Annotated in this window: 17 protein-coding genes and 1 riboswitch; of the genes, 13 read left to right on the forward strand and 4 right to left on the reverse strand. The window is 29.4% G+C overall.

Annotated elements, in window-relative coordinates:
• The first annotated feature begins 13 nt into the window (after window positions 1-13).
• The 8 genes from CLOBL_RS04835 (at window position 14) to rfbB (ending at window position 9,843) form a co-directional block, all read left to right on the forward strand.
• Window positions 14-985 carry a hypothetical protein gene (locus tag CLOBL_RS04835; RefSeq protein WP_077857983.1) on the forward strand — a complete coding sequence of 324 codons (972 nt, stop codon included), beginning with the start codon at window positions 14-16 and terminating at the stop codon, window positions 983-985.
• Complete coding sequence (gene glf / locus CLOBL_RS04840; protein WP_077857984.1) at window positions 982-2,079, forward strand: UDP-galactopyranose mutase; 1,098 nt, start codon at window positions 982-984, stop codon at window positions 2,077-2,079. The genes CLOBL_RS04835 and glf overlap by 4 nt, the downstream gene beginning before the upstream one ends.
• 2 nt (window positions 2,080-2,081) lie before the next feature.
• Complete coding sequence (locus CLOBL_RS04845) at window positions 2,082-3,530, forward strand: flippase (protein ID WP_077857985.1); 1,449 nt, start codon at window positions 2,082-2,084, stop codon at window positions 3,528-3,530.
• 1,101 nt (window positions 3,531-4,631) lie between these two features.
• Entirely contained in the window at window positions 4,632-5,492 is an 861-nt protein-coding gene (locus tag CLOBL_RS04850) for a hypothetical protein (protein ID WP_077857986.1), read from the forward strand.
• An 876-nt stretch (window positions 5,493-6,368) separates the two neighbouring features.
• Complete coding sequence (gene rfbA, locus CLOBL_RS04855; protein WP_077857987.1) at window positions 6,369-7,244, forward strand: glucose-1-phosphate thymidylyltransferase RfbA; 876 nt, start codon at window positions 6,369-6,371, stop codon at window positions 7,242-7,244.
• 52 nt (window positions 7,245-7,296) lie between these two features.
• Window positions 7,297-7,872, forward strand: coding sequence for a dTDP-4-dehydrorhamnose 3,5-epimerase (gene rfbC / locus CLOBL_RS04860; RefSeq protein WP_077857988.1), 576 nt, complete (start codon window positions 7,297-7,299; stop codon window positions 7,870-7,872).
• A gap of 21 nt (window positions 7,873-7,893) precedes the next feature.
• A complete protein-coding gene (rfbD, locus tag CLOBL_RS04865; RefSeq protein WP_077857989.1) occupies window positions 7,894-8,775 on the forward strand; it encodes a dTDP-4-dehydrorhamnose reductase in 882 nt (293 codons plus the stop codon).
• Window positions 8,776-8,793: 18 nt separating this feature from the next.
• The gene (rfbB, locus tag CLOBL_RS04870; RefSeq protein WP_077857990.1) at window positions 8,794-9,843 is read left to right on the forward strand and encodes a dTDP-glucose 4,6-dehydratase; all 1,050 of its coding nucleotides are present in this window, start codon (window positions 8,794-8,796) and stop codon (window positions 9,841-9,843) included.
• 232 nt (window positions 9,844-10,075) lie between these two features.
• Here the strand turns inward: rfbB and CLOBL_RS04875 are convergent, their stop codons facing one another.
• Together CLOBL_RS04875 and CLOBL_RS28455 are read right to left on the reverse strand one after the other, a co-directional pair.
• The gene (locus CLOBL_RS04875; RefSeq protein ID WP_077857991.1) at window positions 10,076-10,528 is read right to left on the reverse strand and encodes a hypothetical protein; all 453 of its coding nucleotides are present in this window, start codon (window positions 10,526-10,528) and stop codon (window positions 10,076-10,078) included.
• A 234-nt stretch (window positions 10,529-10,762) separates the two neighbouring features.
• Window positions 10,763-12,142, reverse strand: a complete 1,380-nt coding sequence (locus CLOBL_RS28455; RefSeq protein WP_077857992.1) for a polysaccharide biosynthesis tyrosine autokinase — start codon at window positions 12,140-12,142, stop codon at window positions 10,763-10,765.
• 534 nt (window positions 12,143-12,676) lie between these two features.
• Here CLOBL_RS28455 and CLOBL_RS04885 point away from each other — a divergent pair.
• From CLOBL_RS04885 to CLOBL_RS04895, 3 genes are all read left to right on the forward strand, one after another.
• Window positions 12,677-12,940 (forward strand): ATP-binding cassette domain-containing protein, encoded by a 264-nt coding sequence (locus CLOBL_RS04885; RefSeq protein WP_077857993.1) that lies wholly within the window; start codon window positions 12,677-12,679, stop codon window positions 12,938-12,940.
• 54 nt (window positions 12,941-12,994) lie between these two features.
• Window positions 12,995-13,855, forward strand: coding sequence for an Rpn family recombination-promoting nuclease/putative transposase (locus tag CLOBL_RS04890; protein WP_077857994.1), 861 nt, complete (start codon window positions 12,995-12,997; stop codon window positions 13,853-13,855).
• 243 nt (window positions 13,856-14,098) lie between these two features.
• A riboswitch (cyclic di-GMP riboswitch) is annotated at window positions 14,099-14,183 on the forward strand.
• A gap of 98 nt (window positions 14,184-14,281) precedes the next feature.
• Window positions 14,282-14,947: a sugar transferase gene (locus CLOBL_RS04895; protein ID WP_077857995.1), complete on the forward strand. Its 666-nt coding sequence runs from the start codon at window positions 14,282-14,284 to the stop codon at window positions 14,945-14,947.
• Window positions 14,948-15,118: 171 nt separating this feature from the next.
• Here CLOBL_RS04895 and CLOBL_RS04900 read toward each other — a convergent pair whose 3' ends face one another.
• A complete protein-coding gene (locus tag CLOBL_RS04900; RefSeq protein WP_077857996.1) occupies window positions 15,119-15,427 on the reverse strand; it encodes a hypothetical protein in 309 nt (102 codons plus the stop codon).
• A 308-nt stretch (window positions 15,428-15,735) separates the two neighbouring features.
• On the opposite strand from CLOBL_RS04900, the gene CLOBL_RS04905 reads away from it, so the two are divergent.
• Complete coding sequence (locus CLOBL_RS04905) at window positions 15,736-16,320, forward strand: VanZ family protein (protein WP_077857997.1); 585 nt, start codon at window positions 15,736-15,738, stop codon at window positions 16,318-16,320.
• A 99-nt stretch (window positions 16,321-16,419) separates the two neighbouring features.
• Window positions 16,420-18,402: an ABC transporter ATP-binding protein/permease gene (locus CLOBL_RS04910; RefSeq protein WP_077857998.1), complete on the forward strand. Its 1,983-nt coding sequence runs from the start codon at window positions 16,420-16,422 to the stop codon at window positions 18,400-18,402.
• 155 nt (window positions 18,403-18,557) lie between these two features.
• Here CLOBL_RS04910 and CLOBL_RS04915 read toward each other — a convergent pair whose 3' ends face one another.
• Entirely contained in the window at window positions 18,558-19,613 is a 1,056-nt protein-coding gene (locus CLOBL_RS04915) for an N-acetylmuramoyl-L-alanine amidase family protein (RefSeq protein ID WP_077857999.1), read from the reverse strand.
• Window positions 19,614-19,623 lie beyond the last annotated feature (10 nt).

Consider the following 19,623-nt stretch of genomic DNA (forward strand, 5'->3'; position numbering starts at 1 on the left):
AGGAGATTAAAGTATGTTTAGAAAATATTATATTGTATGTCCTACCACTACGGCTACTGGAGGTACGGAGTTACTTCATCAGCTGTGTTATCATCTTACGAAATTAGGTGTTGAAAACTATATTTATTACTTAGGAGAGTATGAAGGGTCCCCTGTCAAAAGAAGTTTTGAAAATTACAACGTGAATATTGCTAATTCTATTGATGATTCGTGCGAAAATATGCTCATTGTTCCAGAAACAAAAATGGATGTATTATATGGATATAGCAAAATTACCAAAGCTGTTTGGTGGTTAAGTGTTGACAATTATCCTGGAGCAAATAAGATAAAAAAGACAATATTACATACATTATATAGAAAACTTAAAGATTTTAAAAATAGCATTTTTGATAAAAAGTGGAAACATTTTGTCCAATCTGAATATGCAAAACAATATCTTATTAATAAAAGAAAAATTGGTAAAGAAAATATTTTCTATTTATCGGATTACTTAAATAATACTTTTATCACTACTGCAAGATCTAAAGTATTAGTGCGTGATAATAATATTTTGTATAATCCTAAGAAAGGTTTTGAGTTTACAAAGTTGCTTATGGATGCGTTGCCTAATGCAAACTGGATACCACTTGTGAATTTTACGGCAGATGAAATGAAAATGGTTATGTTAAGAAGTAAGGTGTATATTGACTTTGGCAATCATCCCGGAAAGGATAGAATACCAAGAGAAGCAGCTATATGTGGATGTTGTATAATTACTGGGTTGCGGGGAGCGGCAAAAAATGATATAGATATTCCAATTCCTTCAAAGTATAAATTTGAAGATACCCAGAAAAATATTTTAAGGATAAAAAATTGTATACTGGAATGTATGTTGAAGTTTACTGAGTGTAGTGAAGATTTTACTGAGTATAGAGAAAAAATTAATAATGAAGAGAGTATATTTGTTAGTGATATAAAAGAGAATTTATTAGGGGTGAGGGCATGAAGTTTGATTATTTAATAGTAGGATCTGGACTATTTGGGTCTATTTTTGCATTTGAAGCAAAGAAAAAAGGTAAGAAGTGCCTAGTTATTGATAGGCGATCTCATATTTGTGGAAATATCTATAGCAAAGAAGTAGAAGGTATACAAGTCCATCAGTATGGTGCACATATTTTTCATACTAATAATAAGGAAGTATGGGACTATATCAAGCAGTTTGCAGAGTTTAATAGGTATACAAATAGCCCAGTAGCAAGATATAAGAATGAGTTGTATAACATGCCGTTCAATATGAACACCTTCAGTAAAATGTGGGGGACTATTACTCCGGAAGAAGCTAAGACTAAAATTCGGGAACAGATAGCAAAATTTGGTGTTTCAGAACCAAGGAATCTTGAAGAACAGGCCATTTCTTTAGTAGGCCGAGATATTTATGAGAAGCTTGTAAAAGGCTATACTGAAAAGCAGTGGGGAAGGAGAGCGACGGAGTTACCATCTTTTATTATAAAGCGTCTACCTATACGTTTCACATACGATAATAATTATTTTAACGATAGATACCAAGGAATTCCAATTGGAGGATATACACAGATTATTGAGAAGATGCTTAATGGAATTGAAGTAAAGATTAATACGGATTTCTTTGAAAATAGAGAGGAATTAGAAGGTATAGCTAATAAAATAGTATTTACTGGTATGATAGATGAATTTTATGAGTATAGGTTTGGGGCTTTAGAATATAGAAGTTTAGAGTTTGAACATGAAATCTTAAACGAGGAAAATTATCAAGGAAATGCAGTAGTTAATTACACTGAGTACGAAGTACCGTATACAAGAATAATAGAACATAAACATTTTGAATATGGTACTCAACCTAAAACTGTAATAACTAAAGAATATCCAGCTAAATGGAATAAAGGTGATGAACCATATTATCCTATAAATAATGAAAGAAACAATGAAATATATAATAAGTACAAAGAATTAGCTAACAAAGAGAATTATGTGATTTTTGGGGGAAGATTAGCTGAGTATAAGTATTATGATATGCACAATATCATAGAGCAGGCTTTAAAATGTGTTGAAAAGGAACTTTAAAGATGAGCAAAAGTATAGCAAAGAACTTCATGTACAATTTATTACTTCAAATAGTAACTTTATTTATGCCATTAATAACAGTTCCATATATATCAAGAGTGTTAGGAAAACAAGGTATAGGAGTATATAGTTATACTTTTTCGATCGTTCAATATTTTGTGATCTTTGGTACACTTGGAATGTCTATATATGGAAATAGGCAGATTGCTTATGTAAGAGATGATAAAGAAGAAATGTCTAGAACATTTTGGTCTATAACTCTTCTTAAACTAATAACAACAAGTATTGCTCTGTTAAGTTACATGGTGTTTTTTGGATTAAACAGAACATATGGATCAATTTATTTAATTCAATCTATGAACATTATAGCAGCCATTATTGATATATCTTGGTTATATATGGGGTTGGAGGATTTTAAGAAAACTGTTATGAGGAATTTAGCTGTAAAGATAATAGGGGTAGCGTGTATTTTTGTATTTGTAAAAAGTTATGATGATTTAGATAAATATGTGACTATAAATGCACTTATGACATTGCTTGGAAATTTAGCAATGTGGATGTATGTTCCTAAAACAGTTTCAAAGATAAGGATAAAATTCTCAGATATAATTAAGCATATTGTTCCATCCTTGCAATTATTTATACCTCAAATAGCAATTCAAATATATTTAGCATTAGATAAAACAATGCTTGGAATTTTAGCTAACACTGGAGAAGTTGGACTTTATGAACAATCTGAAAAAATAATAAAGTTATTATTGGGATTAGTAACTGCACTTGGAGTAGTAATGATACCAAGAATGAGCAATACATTTGCTAATGGTGATAATGAGAAAATGAATAGATATTTGAACAAAAGTTTAAATGGCATTGCATATGTATCTATTCCTATGGCAGTAGGATTAGCAGCTGTATCAAGTGAATTTGTACCGTGGTTTTTTGGTCCTGATTTTGGAGTTGTTTCATATTTGATGATTATTTTAACACCAATTTTATTTTTTATAGCAATAAGTAATGTTTTAGGTACTCAATATCTGTTGCCATCAAATAGAACAAATGAGTTCACTATATCTGTAACTATTGGAGCAATAGTAAATGTAATATTAAATTTTATATTAATACCAAAGTACAAAGCAGTTGGAACATGCATATCGACAGTAATTGCTGAATTTAGCGTTACTTTAATTCAATATATTACTTTAAGGAATAACATTGATGAAAAGGCGTTTTTTTTTAGTGTAATAAAATATATTATATCATCAACAATAATGTATATTATAGTTAAAATTATAGGAATTTATATGGGTGCAAAAATTATAACAACTGTAACACAAGGAATAACTGGATCAATCATATATGTAATAATTTTAGGTGTGCTCAAAGAAGAAACAAATTTAATGGCACTTAAATTTATTATGTCTAAAGGTAAGTTAAAGAATATTATAAAATAATAAGGCGTGGAAAAAGAAAATATCAATAAATATTTTGCTAAACAAGATATTGTTCGGTAATATTGGAGGTATTTCATTTCGCTTGATTGAAAATTATTCGAATTTGGAATTGTAACTAACAGCGAATTTTGCCGCAAATGGATTAGCTATAACAATACAATTTAATAAAACATCAGAGGGCATGGTAGTAAATATTTCTACTATATCCGATGGGGTTGTATGATAAAAATTATGATAATAGGTAGAGTTAGAATATATAGTTAATTAATAATATTAAGGAGATGAATAAAAGAGGTTTTGCAAAAAAAGCTATAATAAGAATACATATGGACAAATTCTTACTTTTAACACAGTGTTTCACAAAATAAGTAATTTAACTGGTAATAATGATAATATAGTTATGCAAGTGAAGTTTTATAATAACAATGCTAAAGAAGATAAATTTGTTCCATTTGTTATAGACAGTTCAGTCAATTTTATTGAACATGGTTATTAATAGTTAAAAGCTTTGGGTGATTATAAAAATTGATTTATTAGATGAAGAACAAATTGATGCATAATAACACGATTTTGCTGAATTATGGTATGATTGATTTTATTTAGCAAGGGAGATTTATAATATGTGATATATTTTTAAATTAAAATGATTACTTAAGATTATTGGTGGAAATATATATATTTCTACATAAATTTAAAAATAGATTAAAACATTGGTACTATGAAACTAAATTTACTGGAAAACTGATAGTTTAATATTAAAAGGTAGGATAATTGCATACGTCCTGATAATGTGAATAGTGCGATAAATATTGCATGAATGATGGTGTCATAATGCATGTAGCACAAAGAATACAGAAAAAAATCATGTTGAAAGTGAAGTACTTTTAGGGTACCATACATGGGTCGGATCATCAGTTACTATTCTACTTGGTGTAAAATTAAAAGGAAAAGGTATTATAGTTGCAGCTGGAGTTATTGTTACAAAATCATTTGATGAAGATTGCGTTGTGTTTGGTGGAAACTCAGCTAAAATAATAAAGAGATACAAATGAGCTTATATTTAAAAATTTATACAATATATTTTTTAAGGAGATTAATAAAATGAAAAAAATACTTATTTTTGTAACTTTATTATTAATAGTTTTTGGTTGTGGCTATCATTTCTACAAAAAAGAAAAATTAAAATCTTTGGATTTAAATTTAAATAGTAACCATAAGTTTGAACTAGCATTTAATATTATGCAAAAAGATAATTTTCAAGCTATAACTTATAATGATGATGTTTTCTATGCTGGTTTCGATATGGGGCGGGGACAAGGAATAATTAGAGAATATGATTCTAATGGAAATTTTATAAAGGAAACTCAAAAGATAGGAATTGGTCATAGCGCAGGTTTAGCCTATAGGAAATCTAATGGTCACATTTATGCTTGTAATGGTGGTGGTACAAATCCTACTTTTATATATGAAATAGATATGACTGCGACAACTCCAAGTATAGTAAATACTTTAAACTATAATAGTTTAGGAAATTCTGCTTTGATTGCAATAGATAATGACAATGATCAATTAATACTTCATACTGCTTCCAGCGATACAGCAGATCCAACGTTTAGTATTTGTAAATTTGATGGAACGATTATTAAACAATTTACTGTACACAATCAAGGTGTTCCTCAAGGTTTAGACTATTATCAGAACCAACTTTATCTATTTACAAACAATAAGATTACTGTTATGGATCTAAATGGCAATATTACAAAGGTAGTTAATGTAAATGAGAGTGGTGAAAGTGAGGGGATGACTATAGGAATAAAAAATAATATACCATTTATTGCTGTTGGGTATAATACACCAAATAGAGTATATATTTTAAGCAGAACAAAAGTTAGTTTAGAGGATTTTTATCATGATTCAAAATTTCTAGTAAAAAAAATACTACAAAAAAATAATAAAGATTAATTATTTTAATTCTCAACAGATTGCAATTGATAATGACAGAAATTTGATTATAGTGCATACAGCTGAAAATGATACTAGCAATCCGACTTTTAATGTATGTAAGTATTGTAGCGCTATTTACCAGAGAAAGTCAAGGTGTACCACAAGATTTAGTTTATGATAAAAATTACTTATTATTATACTAATAATAAGGTTACTGTATTAGATTGCAAAGAAAATATAATAAAAAAGTATGATATATTAGAAAAAAGGAGAAAGCGAAAGTATAATAATTGTAAAAAATCTATTTAATAGGTGTGTTTTTATTGGATACAATTCAATTTATTTTTCGAAATGGTGAATGTTACTGTCGAAATATATATGGAAAGTATAACGAAAACAATAATTCATTTAATATAATTTACAGTAGTTATCTATATACTTGTGAGGCATTTCGTTGCTAGAACTTTAGAAGTTATGGTTATACTATTTGCTGTCATCTATAAATTTGCTATAATTACATTTATCGTATAAAATTTCAGTAAAAACTATTAGAGACGATTAAAATTTATCGCTTGCATTTTCGTTACCAAATCAGCGTCAGAAGATGATGGGTTTTACTTTATATTGCAAATTGCTTGTAAGTGGGAAAAAGTTGTATGTTATGGCTTTGGGAACGTATGCTACATGGTGCAGACAGTGCTTTTGATAGATAGCTTCGCTACTAGTAGCAAGATACATTTTATTGATATCTTATATGCTGGGAATTTATCCTTGTAATTTAGTAAGTTCTATACATATAGTGAATCTTCTATTTAGATAAATTCATATATAAGTATTAATAATTTAATAAAAATGATAATATTCTGATTAAAGATGTGAAGGTGGGATTTAAAAGTGAAAGGTATTATTCTAGCAGGCGGCTCAGGAACTCGGCTATATCCAGTAACCAAAGCAATGTCAAAACAAATGGTTCCAATATATGATAAACCAATGATTTATTATCCAATGTCAGTATTGATGCTTGCAGGAATTAGGGACATTTTAATAATATCTACACCAAGAGATATTATTAATTTTAAAGAGCTATTTAAAGATGGACAAGAATTAGGCTTAAATGTTGAATATGCAGTTCAGGAAAATCCTAATGGTCTTGCGGAAGCATTTATTATTGGGGAAGAGTTTATAGGAAATGATAATGTAGCAATGGTTCTTGGGGATAATATTTTTTATGGACAAAGCTTTACAGAACATTTAAGAAAAGCAGCTAGTTTAGAAAGTGGTGCATGTATATTTGGATATTATGTTCAGAACCCAAAGGCTTTTGGTGTAGTTGAATTTGATGATAATGGAAAAGTTATATCTTTAGAAGAAAAACCAGAAAATCCAAAATCAAAATATGCAGTGCCAGGCCTTTATTTTTATGATAATTCAGTGGTTAAAAAAGCTAAAGAGTTAGTGCCTTCACCAAGAGGTGAGTTAGAGATAACTGATTTAAATAAAGTTTATATGGAAGAAGGAACATTAAAGGTTCAATTATTAGGCAGAGGAATGGCATGGCTTGATACAGGAACTCATTCATCTATGCTTCAAGCTTCTAATTTTGTTGAGGCAGTACAAAATACTCAGGGAACATATATAGCTTGCCTTGAAGAAATCTCTTACAGAAAAGGATGGATAAGTTCAGAAGCAGTCATTGAACTTGCTAAACCATTAATGAAAACTGGATATGGTAAGTATTTAATGGATATAGTAGAAGAAATGGAACTTTAAAAGGTTAAATCAGAGATTGCATCAACTAAAATTATATAAGGAGTTAAGAAAAATGGGGAATTTTAATTTTAATAAGACTAGCATAGATGGAGTTTATATAATAGAACCTAAAGTTTTCGGAGATAACAGAGGTTATTTTATGGAAACTTATAATAGGGAGGATTTTTCAGGGGCTGGCCTTAATATGAATTTTGTTCAAGATAATGAATCTAGATCTAGCAAAGGTGTACTTAGAGGGCTTCATTTTCAAAGAAAACATAGCCAGGGCAAACTTGTCAGAGTGACTAAAGGTCAAGTTTTTGATGTAGCAGTAGATTTAAGAACAGGATCTCCCACTTATGGTAAGTGGGAAGGTGTTGTTTTAAGTGAAGAAAATAAAAAACAATTTTACATTCCAGAAGGTTTTGCTCATGGATTTTTAGTTCTTTCAGATGAAGCTGTATTTAATTACAAATGTACGGATTTTTACGCTCCAGAATATGATGGTGGAGTTATGTGGAATGATTCAGATATTAATATAGAGTGGCCAATGGATGGAATAGAAAATATAATTTTATCTGAAAAGGATAAAAATCATCCAAGCCTTAAAGAATTAGATTTAAGTGATTATGAAGATTTTAGATTGTAAAATTTCAAGGAGTATGAATTTATGAAGATATTAATAACAGGCTCAAAAGGTCAATTAGGTAATGAACTTATAGATATAATAAAAAGTGGAAAAGCTGAAATAGGTGAAGTCTCAGAGGCTATAAAAAAATCTGAAGTCATAGCATTAGACGTAGATGAATTAGATATAACTGATTTAGGGCAAGTTAAAGATAAAATAAATAATTTAAAACCTGATGTAGTAATTAATTGTGCAGCAGCAACAAATGTTGATGGCTGTGAAAGTAATGAAGATTTTGCATTTAAGGTTAATTCAATTGGTCCTAGAAATTTGGCTATAGCATCAGAGGAAGTTGGAGCTAAATTAGTGCAGGTATCAACTGATTATGTATTTAGTGGAGTAGGAAATAAACCATTAACTGAATATGATTTAACAGCTCCATATAGTGTATACGGAAAGACTAAGCTTTTAGGTGAAAATTATGTGAGAGAATTTTCATCAAGGTACTTTATAGTAAGAACAGCTTGGCTTTATGGTTATGTAGGACATAACTTTGTTTATACCATGAGAAGACTTGGAAAAGAGAAAGACATGATTACAGTGGTTAATGATCAAAGGGGTAATCCTACTCATGCTAATGATTTAGCTTATCATATATTAAAGCTTATAGAAACAGAAGAGTATGGCATATATCATTGTACAGGTAAAGGAGAATGCACCTGGTATGACTTTGCTAAAATGATAATTGAATTATCTGGCGAAAAATGTGAAGTTAAACCTTGTACTTCAGAGGAGTATAAAACTCCAGCAAAAAGACCAGAGTATTCATCTCTTGATAATATGATGCTTAGAAATACTATAGGTGATGAAATGAGAGACTGGAAGGATGCTATAAAATCATTTATAAGTAAATTAGATAAGTAAAATAAAGGGGTTGTAATAATGAAAACATATTTAGTTACAGGTGGAGCTGGATTTATAGGCTCAAACTTTGTTTTATACATGTTAAATAAATATAAGGACATTAAGATAATAAATTTAGATAAACTAACTTATGCGGGAAATTTAGAAAATCTTAAATCAATCGAGAATGATGAAAGATATACCTTTGTTCAAGGGGATATTTGTGATAAAGAATTGGTTTTAAGTCTATTTGAAAATAATGATATAGATTATGTTGTTCACTTTGCAGCAGAATCTCATGTTGATAGAAGTATAAAGGAACCAGAAGTATTTGTGAGTACTAATGTACTTGGAACAGTTAATATGCTTAATTGTGCTAAAAATGCATGGGAAACAGAAGATGGATTTAAAGAAGGAGTTAAGTTTCTTCATGTATCAACTGATGAGGTTTATGGCTCTTTAGGAGATGAAGGATTCTTTATGGAAACAACACCATTAGATCCTCATAGTCCATATTCATCGAGTAAAGCAAGTTCTGATTTCATGGTTAAAGCTTACTATGATACTTATAAAATGCCTATAAACATTACTAGATGCTCAAATAACTATGGGCCATTTCAATTTCCTGAAAAGCTAATTCCATTATTAATAAATAACTGTCTGCATCATAAGGATTTACCTGTATATGGTGATGGAATGAATATAAGAGACTGGCTTTTTGTAGAAGATCATGCAAAAGCAATTGATATGGTTATTAATGGCGGCAGACTTGGAGAAGTTTATAATGTCGGCGGGCATAATGAAAGAACTAATATTCAAATAGTAAAAACAGTTATATCATATATAAATGAAAATATTGATAAAAACGTAACTGAGAATTTAATTAAGTATGTAGACGATAGAAAAGGCCATGATAGAAGATATGGAATAGCCCCTGATAAGATAAAAGCAGAGCTAGGCTGGTATCCTGAAACTACATTTGAAGTTGGAATAAAGAAAACTATTAAATGGTATTTAGATAATAAAGAATGGATGAATAATGTTACATCTTGTGATTATCAAAAATACTATGATAATATGTACAAATAACATTAATCGCATTTCATGAGTTGTTTTATCCATTAGTACCTCCAAAAAACTAGTTTAGTTACTTTGAAAAACTTGTAGTTTTTTAAAGCTTTGATTAATTATCTCAAAAATTTAAACCTGGTGCGAGGTACTTATTGTCTACCGTTTACGATTAAACTAAGAGGATGTACTTAAAAATAAGGAACTTTAAATCTTATGTAATGTTGAAAGAGGAACTTGAAGTTATTTTTAATCACATGTATTTTAAGTGAATGACTTTTTCGAATCCCTTTCCATATAAATAAACAAAAGTTTTAGGAACAAAAATAAAGATCAGCTTTTCATTAGCGCTAGTTGTGTTAGTTTCCTCTACTGACCACTTTTCTATAGATCCATGAGAAGAAACATCTGTTATCACTCCAGTATCAGCATAAGGGATAAATTTTGTAGCTTCTTTAGGAACCCAAAAAAGTACTCTATAATGATACAATCCTTCTTTGCCTATTATTTTATCATATGATGGAGTAGCTCTTTTTTCAGTAGAATTACTTTCGTTTGAGTTATCATTTGAACTTGAGTCTGAAATTGAGAAAATACTAGCATATTTTAACAATGGAAGACAGAGATTTATAGGGAGGAAGATGAATATTAGTATACATAAGAAAAGTAATATTAACATAAAATTATGTTTTTGTTTCTTTATCATTCAAAATACTCCTTATTATTGTTTAGTATCTAGTATTTTAAACTAATTTAGTTTTTTTATACCGGCTCAAGTGAGTTACAAGTTCCTCAACAGCACCTAAGAGACCTAAAATTTTACAAGTACAAGCATTGTACTAAAGAATTATTTAGTGCAATTTTTGTTTTAAGTAAATAGCTGTATGAATATAATGTTATATTCATACAGCTATTCTCTTTAGATCCAGAAGCACGAAATTCAACCAAGCAGACTTCTAGTAATCTTATTGCTGGAACCATGACTTCTATAATAATATGTATCCTTATTATACTCAGTTCTATGTAACACAGTTCCAATTACTAAGCCGTTGACCTTTATTAATAGGTTTTTGGTTTCTAATACTGATTTAGCATTTGTTAGGCCTGAACGTATTACAATTAAAGTACAGTCTACTTTTGATGATAGAATTTGGGCATCAGTAACTGCTTGGGCAGGCGGGCTGTCTAGCAGGATTATATCGTATTTTTGCTTTAATTCAGTTAGTATATCATCCATTGTTTGAGATGCTAACATACTTGCTGGTTTTTCGGTAAATTTCCCAGAAGAGATTACATAAAGGTTTTTGTTATGCTTTTGAATTACATTATCTAAGGAGTCTCTTTTTAGTATAACATCAGATAAACCAGAAGTATTAGATATATTAAATTTTTCATGTAAAGAAGGCTTTCTAAGATCACAGTCTACTATTATTACTTTTTTGTCGTTTTCAGCAAAAGATAAAGCTAAATTTCCAGCTACTGTTGATTTCCCTTCTTGCAATTTTGAACTTGTAACTAATATGGTTTTGATAGTTTTTTCTGATTCAGAATATAGGATATTGGTTATTAGTGTCCTGTAAGCTTCTGCCACAATAGATTTTGGCTTTTTTTCTACTATAAGCGCTATATGATTTTTTATTTTTCGTACCTTAGTGTCATCAGGGATTATGCCGAAAGTCGGCAGCTGAACAATTCTTTCTAATTTCTCTTTGTCTTTAAATGTATAATCAAGAAATTCTATTAAAAAAATAATTCCGAGGCTTAACATAAGACCGATTATGAATCCTATAGCTACATACATTCTTTTCTTTGAACTAGTCAATGTTTCAGATATTACAACATCTTCTATTACTTTCACGGTGCTATCAGGGATAAGCTCCTGTGTTTCTTTAATAAATTCATCAGTTATTGCAGAAACTGTATCTTTAGCTAATGATTTATTTAAATTTATATATCTTATTTCTAGTATTTGAGTATTTGCCGTTGGAATTGTTGTAAGAGTATTAAGTACAGCTGATGATTGTAAATCTATGTTATGTTCTTTTAGCGCTTTTGAAACTAAAGTGTTAGTTTTTGCTAATTCAGAATAAGTTTTTAATAATTTTTGATACATTTCTACATCATTATTATCATACTTTTCTTTGTCCGCAGTTTCCTTACCTACAAAGACTTTAGTGCAAGCTTCATATTGTGGTTTAACTATATAAAAACTATAAAAAATAGATATTGCTGTTGTTATAAGTGGCAAAATAATTACTAATTTCCATTTCTTTTTAAGTATTTGAAAAATTTCTTCAATAGATGTTGTTTCTGAATCCATTTAGTTTCCCCCTGTGAGTAATATACGCAGATAAAGCAAAAATAGAGTATAATTTAAAAGAAAAAGAAATTGTGCAAAACATCATGATATCTTTCCACAATAATTTAATAGAATTAACTGAATATAGTAAATGTAATTTTATGCATAACTTAATGTTTAATACAAATAATTACATATTATTCGCTAAATACCATATTACCATCAAATAACCAAAAATTCAAATTGTTTTTACAAAAATCTTATCGTTAGCAGGTTGGGACATGATTTTCTTATAAAGGGTCAGACTCTTGTGAGAATTTACAAAGTATAAGCGTTGCACTAAATGAATATTTTGTTAAATAAAAATAGCAAAAAAATAGTTTAGTTAAACCATAAATTTTTTTTACAAAAATAAGTTGAGTGCTTAGGATGCTTAATAAAAGAGTGCAGCGTGTAATTAGGGGCAATTTATAATTAAGAGAATGTAATTGACTAGCAGGAGATTATAAATTAAATATTAATATTAATGATATGGTATACAAAAGTGCAGTATAGATGAATTTATTAGAGTTAAAAGATATTAATAAATATTACAAATCAAGAGAAAATGAAAATATTCATGTGTTAAAAAATATAAATTTATATTTAAAAAATGAATTAGTATCCATTGTTGGAGAATCCGGTAGTGGAAAATCTACATTTGCAGAAGAATTAAAGAACAGCCTTGATGATAAAAGTGAAATAGCATATTATGGGGGTGTCCCACTAAATGAAAGTTTAGTGCAATTTTGTTTTAATGAAATAATTTATAGGCTATAATATTAATAGAAGCGATGTTAAATATGAATATGTATTAGAAAGGGAGTGAAGCTTGTGTGTAGATTGAATCCAAAGGTTGATTTTGCATTTAAAAAGCTATTTGGAAGTGAAGAAAATAAAGACATTTTAATTTCATTTATAAACTCAATGCTGTCAGAAGATCAGCAGATAAAAGATGTATACCTTAAAAACCCTTATAATATAGCAAATTATAAGAAAGATAAAATGAGCATACTAGATATAAAAGCAGTAGATGAAAGAGGAATTTGGTATGATATAGAGATGCAGCTTTCAGAGCAGCTCTTTTATGAGAAGAGAGCATTTTATTACTGGGCAAAGGTATATTCAGATCAGTTAGAAGGCGGATATAATTATGATAAGCTGAGAAAAACTATATCTATAAATATTCTGGATTTTGATTATTTAGATGAAGAGGAATTTCATAATGTATACAAAGTTTACAATGAAAAAAGTAAAAAAGAGTTATCAACTGTATTTGAAATGCATTTTGTAGAATTAAATAAATTTAAAAAGGATTATAAAGACGTAAAAACGGCATTAGATAGATGGATTGTTTTTTTGAATAGAGCATACGAACTTGAAAAAAATAGAATTCCAGAAGAATTAGCAGTAGATGAAGCCGTAAAGAAAGCTGTTGAAAAACTTGATGTTATGTACTTAGATAGAGAAGAAAGAGAAATATATGAAAATGATTTGAAAAGACTTAGAGATTACATAGCGGAAATGAAAACAGCTGAAGAAAAAGGAATGCAAAAAGGTATAGAGCAAGGTATGCAGGATGGAGAAAAGAAAAAAGCTTTTGAAATAGCTGAAAATTTATTAGATGTATTAGATAACGAAACTATAGCAAGTAAAACTGGATTGTCTATTGATGAAATAGAAAAGTTAAGATAAATTTTTAGCAGGTTAGTAACAAGCTTCTGACGGGTATTTAAAAAGATATTTTAGAAGTAAAAAAAAAATTAATATTTTTTTGTAGTGCTGAATATATTAACATGTGAGTATATATATGGTAAAATAGCCTTGGTAAATAATTAATATTAAGTATGATTTTACAGGTTATAATCATATAGATAAACAAATTGTAAATTTTATGTATGGAATGATTATTTATATAAGCAAAAATCTAATATGACTTTTTATTAAGGAAACTATGATCCATATATTTTATTTTGGGCACTTTATATATGGTGAGTTATCAGTGCAACCGACCTTTATGATTTATATATAAAGGTTGGTTTTTTTGCATGTAAAAAAAGTTCTATGGTATTAGCTTTTATTATAATCATTTAATAATGCTTTCATAAGGGGGAGAATAATATGCAGCAACTACAAGTTAATAGGGAGGAGATTTTACTAGAAGAACAGCTGGAAAACAGCTGGATTTTATATGATTTTGTTAAGAGAATAATGGATGTCATATGTTCAGCAATTGGACTTATAATTTTAAGCCCAATATTTTTAATTGTAGCTATTTTGATTAAAGCTGAATCATCAGGCAGTTCTATCTTTTCTCAAGAGAGAGTTGGGAAGGATGGGAAAAGTTTTAAGATGTATAAATTTCGGTCAATGATAACAAATGCAGAAGAATTAAAGGACAAGCTGAAAGAAAAGAATGAGATGAGTGGACCGATGTTTAAGCTTAAAGATGATCCTAGAGTTACAAAAGTGGGCAAGTTTATAAGAAAAACAAGTATAGATGAGCTGCCACAGTTATTTAATATATTAAAAGGAGACATGAGTTTAGTAGGGCCGAGGCCATCTCTTCCAAAAGAAGTTATGTGCTTTGAAGATTGGATGCTTAAAAGATTAAAAGTTAAACCAGGTTTAACCTGTTATTGGCAGGTATCAGGACGAAGTGATATTGACTTTGAAGATTGGATGAGATTAGACATTAAATATGTTAGGGAAAGAAATATTTTGATTGACGTAATTTTAATCATAAAGACATTTAGTGTGCTTTTTGGCGATGAGCATGCACGATAGAATAGAATAATGCTTTGTAACAGAAAAACCATAGAGAAACTTAAATCTCTATGGTTTTTCTAGTTATTCAGATGAAGATGATTTTTATAAGGCACATGAAAATAAATATCATTGCAAGTGGAGTTGTTATTTATTTGATAGCGCCTAATTTGCATAAGTTTTTGTATTTTATTATCTTGATTTTTTCCATTCGTAGCTCATTTCTAGATAGTCTCCATTTCTATCATAGCCAAGTATGTTAAATCCATTTCTATCATATCCATCTTTATCAAAGCCGGCACTGTTAAAGCCATCTTTGTCATATCCGTTTTTATCATATCCTTCTCTGCTGTACCCTTCGCTATTGAAAAATGTGCCGTTTTTGTGAAGCCCATTCTTATTAAAACCACGTTCATCATATAGTGTACCGTTTTTATGAAATCCTTTTGAATCAAACCCATATTCATCATACTTCTTTTTTAATATGTTAAAAAAGTGCATAAAGCCACCTCCTAATTATTCAAGGTAATAACTAAATTATACCAGAAAATTTTTCCATATTAATACATATTTTAAAAATAATAAAAAAATTCCTTAATTTAGATATTAATTTTATTTATAAAAATAAAGAAAATATTCATATTGATTAACTGAGTATGACAATTTTATTAAATTAATGTTTTTAACATGATTTTTGGTTTTAAGTGATAAGTTCATAGGGTATAATAGTATACAAATCTATTTTGTAGTAAATGTAAAAGATAAAATTGAAAAAATTATGATTTAAATAAATTAGAGAGGTAATTAGAATGAAGAAAATTACTATAATTTTATGTTTGTTTTGGATGGGATTTATATTTTATATGTCAAGTAATAATGGACAGGTTTCTCATGGGGAGAGCATTAAAGTAGTTAAAATAATTGAGAATGCAAAATCAAAAATAGAAACTGAAACTCAAGATAAGAATACAAGTGAGATAAAGGCAGATAAAAGTACTAATAATGATCAAAAGGCAAATGGAGGTACAGAAACAGGAAGCGTGGTACAAGCTAATAAAAATACAACTAATTTACAATCAGCAAAGTTAGGTGAATTAGATCATATAGTTAGAAAGAATGCTCATGGATTTTTATACATGACATTAGCTGTTTTTGTAAGCAGTGCAATATTTTCTTTCAACAAGAAAGGGAAGGGTGCTGTGATTTATATACTATTTACATGTTTGTTTTATGCAGTTACCGATGAGTTCCATCAGTCTTTTGTACCTGGAAGGACTTCTATGGTAAGTGATATATTAGTTGATTTTAGTGGAGCTATAATAGGATTATTAATATTTTATTTTGTTTATTATAAAATATACACTATATACGCTTCTAAAAAGCTTAGAACGTAATTAAAATAATCTGGCATTGAGGGGAATGCTGTGATTATAAGAAGAGCATAAATTAAATGCTGAATTTTAATAATAAAGATATACAAAAGGGGAGTATAGATGAACTTATTAGAGCTAAAAGATATTAATAAATATTATAAATCAAAAGGGAATGAAAAGATCCATGTGTTAAAAAATATAAATTTATATTTTAATAAGAACGAATTAGTATCTATTGTTGGAGAATCTGGTAGTGGAAAATCTACATTAATGAATATAATAGGTGGACTAGACTCTAACTATAGGGGGGAATTGTTTGTTAATGGAGAAAATATTAAAAAATTAAGAAAGAAAGAACTGGATACATATAGGAAAAATAAAATAGGATTTGTATTTCAAAGTTTTAATTTAATACCTCATTTATCTATTCTGGATAATGTAACTATGGCTATGACTTTATCAAATGTCAGAAAGAAAGAGCGTATTAAGCGTGCAGAGAAGATGTTAGATGAGCTTGGCTTAAAAGATCATATTTACAAGAAACCAAATCAGCTGTCTGGAGGGCAAAAGCAAAGAGTTGCTATTGCAAGAGCCTTAATTAATGATCCGGAAATAATTATTGCAGATGAACCAACAGGCAGTTTGGATTCAAAAACTTCAATGCAGGTTCTTGAAATAATGAGGATAATTGCAGAAAGAGGAAAGCTTGTAATAATGGTTACCCATTCTGAAAAGATAGCAGCCTGCTCCAGTAGAGTAATTAAGATAGCAGATGGTGAAATTATTGATGATAAGGATTTATTTAAATTAGAAAATGAAATTAGTTATGATGAAGTTAAAAGCAGTGATAAAAAGCATTTTAGAAGAAGAGGACAAAATCTTAGTATTTTAGATTCCGTAAAGTTAGCTCTTAATAATATGAAGGAAAAAGCAATACGTAATATATTTATTTCTATAGGGTCAAGCATAGGAATAATGAGCCTTATTTTAATGCTTTCTTTTGGGAATGGAATTAAGGCTTATTTTAATAACACTATGAACAGCTATGTTAATCCAATGGTAATAGAAGTTAATATGCCTAGTGATGATTCAGAAACAGTAGATTTTGATATTGGCACGATACAAAAACCTAACATAAATAAGCAAAGTCCATTTAAAGACGAGGATATTCAAAAGTTATCGGAAATAGAAAATGTAGCGTCTGCAGAAAAGGGATTTACTGAAATCTCAATGGGAGCTAATTCTATAAGCTGCAATGGCAGTGGAAGTAACATTATGAGACTTTCGACTATATCATCAGACATAACAAAATCAAATCTTCATGATGGAGAGCTGCCAGAGGCTGGAGAGATATTGGTAAATAAGGCTGTTAGTGATAAGCTTGGAGGAGACGTTATAGGGAAAACAGCAACATTACATATTTTCGTGAATCAGAAAGTATTGACTAAGGATTTCGTAATAAGTGGAATTTATACTACTGCAGGCGGAGATCTTACGGCAATAATGAAATCTGTTTTATTGAATTATTCGGATTTGGAGAATTTATATTCAGCTAATAATTATAAATTAAATCCTAATGTTATGTATCTAAAAACAACTAATGATAAATATACTGCTTCAATTAAGGACAAAGTTAAGGAGCTTGGATATTCGGGCTCATCAGAGGAAGAGATGGTAAATATGTTTAATGAGATGATAAGCATTTTAACATATGTGCTATCTGGAATTTCCGGGGTGTCTTTAATGGTTTCTGCAATCATGATAATAATTATTATGTACATAAGTGTAGTTGAAAGAACTAAGGAAATAGGAATAATTAAAGCTATTGGAGCAAGAAGTAAGGATGTAAGAAGAATTTTTATTTGTGAAGCTTTTTTAATTGGTCTTTTTGGGGGAGTTATTGGAGTTGCATTTTCAGTAGCTGCTATGAAAGGAATAAATATAATGTCCAATAAGTTATTTCATATTGATTTGGTGTTAATAAAGAATTCTTACAAAATTTTCGGGATTGCATTAAGCGTTGCAATAAGTATGGTGGCTGGATTATTCCCAGCTAACAAGGCAGCTAAATTAGATCCGGTAGATTCTTTAAGAAGGGAATAACAAATGTTTTTAAAATAAGTAGTTTATACATTGAAAATTTTTAATTGCAACATATATGTTGGTATGAGAAAAAATATGCTATTACTGTTTGTCCTAGTTTTTGAGACTTTTCAGTAATAGCATATTTTTTAGTTATGTGAATAAAAATATTGATACTATTTTTCTAGCTCATAAAGCAAGTTGCTGAATAAAACATATACATCATTACTGTTACTTATGAAGATAGTTGCATTTTTTCCTGAACCAGTTACCTTAATGTATTTGATACTGTCTCCTGAAATTCCTATATCGCTTAAAGAAACATTATTGTAATTACTTTTAAATTCTGAGGCAGTCATAGTTCCTTCTTTAGTTTGGATATCAGAAATAGAATATAATGGAATGCTTACACCCGTACTGCTGATTGTTACTTCATTACCGTATATCTGTGTAGCCTTATCTACATCTGAAGGTGTGAATTTAGTGGTTGAAGTCATGCTTGAAGAAACACAATCACCTAAAGACCAAGTTCCATATAAGCTCTTATAATATGATGTACTTGTACCTGAATTAGAACCTCCTGAAGCTCCGCCAGATCCACCAGATCCTCCTGCTGAAGAGCCGCCTCCGCTAGTAGTTGTTGAAGAGTCAGTAGTTGAAGCAGTAGTTGAGTCAGCAGTTGTTGTTGTAGCAGTAGAATTTTGGCTAGCATTTGTTGAAGTTACTTCTTCTCCACTTGCAGCAAAAGTGTAATTTACACCATTTATTGTAATGTTTCCAGTTTTCATAGCACCGGATTCACTTAAATAATAAGTCTTACCATCGATGGCTGTTAATCCAGTCTGCATAGTACCAGCTGAATTTAAATAATACCAGCTTCCGTTATCATTAAGCCAGCCAGTTTTCATTACACCAGATGATTGTAAATAGTACCATGAGGCTCCATCATTGATCCAGCCAGTTTTCATAGCTCCTGAAGAAGCTAGATAATACCAGCTGCCATTGTCATTTAACCAGCCAGTTTTCATAAATCCATTTGTATCGAAGAAGTACCAGTTTTCATCAATTGACTTCCAGCCATAAACTGAATTATCTCCTTCTGAATAACTCCAATTACCATTATCAGCTTGAAGCCATGCGGCTGAAGCCTTAGCTGCTGGTAAGACTGCCACTGAAGTTACAAGCGTGATTGCCATTATAGCAAATAAATTTTTTAGTTTATTTCTTTTCATTTTAACACTC

Source organism: Clostridium sp. BL-8, from assembly GCF_002006495.1.
Lineage (GTDB): Bacteria > Bacillota > Clostridia > Clostridiales > Clostridiaceae > Clostridium.